2 protein-coding genes and 1 pseudogene are annotated in these 2646 nt (G+C 68.8%); all 3 read left to right on the forward strand.

What is annotated here, in order from left to right; translation table 11 throughout:
- Positions 1 to 293: pseudogene (locus Q0112_RS00250) on the forward strand (F0F1 ATP synthase subunit alpha); the annotation flags it as partial.
- 34 nt (positions 294 to 327) lie between these two features.
- Positions 328 to 1203, forward strand: a complete 876-nt coding sequence (locus Q0112_RS00255; RefSeq protein ID WP_297970055.1) for a F0F1 ATP synthase subunit gamma — start codon at positions 328 to 330, stop codon at positions 1201 to 1203.
- A gap of 15 nt (positions 1204 to 1218) precedes the next feature.
- The gene (gene atpD, locus Q0112_RS00260; RefSeq protein WP_297970056.1) at positions 1219 to 2646 is read left to right on the forward strand and encodes a F0F1 ATP synthase subunit beta; all 1428 of its coding nucleotides are present in this window, start codon (positions 1219 to 1221) and stop codon (positions 2644 to 2646) included.

A 2646-nucleotide genomic window follows, 5' to 3' on the forward strand; every position in this document is an offset into this window, starting at 1 on the left:
CCCAGCGCCTGCTCAACCGCGGCGCCCGCCTGACCGAGCTCCTGAAGCAGCCGCAATACTCGCCGCTCACCAACGCCGAGCAGGTGGTGGTGATCTACGCCGGCACCCACGGCTACCTCGACACCCTCGCCGTCCGGGACGTCGGCCGCTTCGAGCGCGGCCTTCTCGCCCATCTCCGCTCGTCCAACCAGGCGCTCCTCGACAAGATCCGCGACCAGGATCAGAAGATCGCCGGCGGGATCGAGGACGAGATCAAGGCCGCGATCGAGGGCTTCGCGAAGTCCTTCGCGTAGCCCGGCCGGAACCGGAGAGTAGGGGAGCCGGCCGATGCCGAGCCTGAAGGATCTCAAGATCCGCATCGCCAGCGTCAAGTCGACGCGCAAGATCACCAAGGCGATGCAGATGGTCGCCGCGGCGAAGCTCCGCCGCGCGCAGGAGGCCGCCGAGGCCGCCCGCCCCTATGCCGAGCGCATGGAGGCCGTCCTCGGCAACCTCGCCTCCGGCGTGGGCAGGAGCCCCAGCGCCCCGAAGCTCCTCGGCGGCACCGGCCGCGACGAGACCCACCTGCTCGTCGTCGCCACCGCCGAGCGCGGCCTCTGCGGCGGCTTCAACTCCTCGATCGTCCGCCTCGCCCGCGCCCATGCCCAGAGGCTGCTCGCCGAGGGCAAGACGATCCGGATTCTCACCGTCGGCAAGAAGGGCCGCGAGCAGCTCCGCCGCGACATGGGCAAGTACCTCGTCGGCCACGTCGACCTCTCCAACGTGCGCAAGATCGGCTACGGCAACGCCCAGGCCATCGCCCAGGACGTGATGCACCGCTACGATACGGGCGAGTTCGACGTCTGCACCATCTTCTACAACCGCTTCCAGTCGGTGATCTCGCAGATCCCGACCGCGCGCCAGCTCATCCCCGCCGTCTTCGATGAGGGCGATGCCGGCGCCTCGCTCGCGCAGTACGAGTACGAGCCCGACGAGGAGGCGATCCTGTCCGAGCTGCTGCCGCGCGGCGTCGCCACCCACATCTTCACCGCGCTCCTCGAGAACGGCGCCTCCGAGCAGGGCGCGCGCATGAGCGCGATGGACAACGCCACCCGCAACGCCGGCGAGATGATCGACCGCCTGACCATCGTCTACAACCGCTCGCGTCAGGCCGCGATCACCAAGGAACTGATCGAGATCATTTCGGGCGCCGAGGCGCTCTAGACGGAGACACGCACCATGGCCAAGCAAGCAGTCGGCAAGATCACCCAGGTCATCGGCGCCGTCGTCGACGTCCAGTTCGAGGACCATCTGCCCGAGATCCTGAACGCGCTCGAGACCGACAACAACGGCAAGCGCCTCGTGCTCGAGGTCGCCCAGCACCTCGGCGAGTCGACCGTCCGCACCATCGCCATGGACTCGACCGAGGGCCTCGTCCGCGGCGAGAAGGTCACCGACACCGGCAAGGCGATCCAGGTCCCGGTCGGCGACGGCACGCTCGGCCGCATCCTCAACGTCGTCGGCGAGCCGGTCGACGAGAAGGGCCCGGTCGCGGCCGAGGAATACCGCCCGATCCACGCGCCCGCCCCCGACTTCGCCGCCCAGGCCACCGAATCCGAGGTCCTCGTCACCGGCATCAAGGTCGTCGACCTCCTCGCCCCCTACGCCAAGGGCGGCAAGATCGGCCTCTTCGGCGGCGCCGGCGTCGGCAAGACGGTGCTGATCCAGGAGCTGATCAACAACATCGCCAAGGTGCACTCCGGCTATTCGGTCTTCGCTGGCGTCGGCGAGCGCACCCGCGAGGGCAACGACCTCTACCACGAGTTCATTGAGTCGGGCGTCATCAACATCGACGACCTCTCGAAGTCCAAGGTGGCGCTGGTCTACGGCCAGATGAACGAGCCGCCGGGGGCCCGCGCCCGCGTCGCCCTCTCCGGCCTGACGCTGGCCGAGCAGTTCCGCGACCAGTCCGGCACCGACGTCCTCTTCTTCATCGACAACATCTTCCGCTTCACCCAGGCCGGCTCCGAGGTGTCCGCGCTCCTCGGCCGCATCCCCTCCGCCGTGGGCTACCAGCCGACGCTCGCCACCGACATGGGCCAGCTCCAGGAGCGCATCACCTCCACCCGCCGCGGCTCGATCACCTCGGTGCAGGCGATCTACGTCCCCGCCGACGACCTGACCGACCCGGCGCCCGCCACCTCCTTCGCCCACCTCGACGCCACGACGGTGCTCTCCCGCGCCATCTCCGAGCTCGGCATCTACCCCGCCGTCGACCCGCTCGACTCGACCAGCCGCATCCTCGACCCGCAGGTCGTCGGCGAGGAGCACTACCAGGTCGCCCGCGACGTCCAGGGCATCCTGCAGCGCTACAAGTCGCTGCAGGACATCATCGCCATCCTCGGCATGGACGAGCTCTCGGAGGAGGACAAGCTCACCGTCGCCCGCGCCCGCAAGATCCAGCGCTTCCTGTCGCAGCCCTTCGACGTGGCCCAGGTCTTCACCGGCTCCCCCGGCGTGCAGGTCCCGCTCGCCGACACCATCGACAGCTTCAAGCGCGTCGTCGCCGGCGAGTTCGACCATCTGCCGGAATCTGCCTTCTACATGGTTGGCGCCATCGACGAGGTCATCAAGAAGGCCGAGCGCATGGCCGCCGAAGCCGCCTGA

This window comes from uncultured Amaricoccus sp. (genome assembly GCF_937858865.1).
Lineage (GTDB): Bacteria > Pseudomonadota > Alphaproteobacteria > Rhodobacterales > Rhodobacteraceae > Amaricoccus.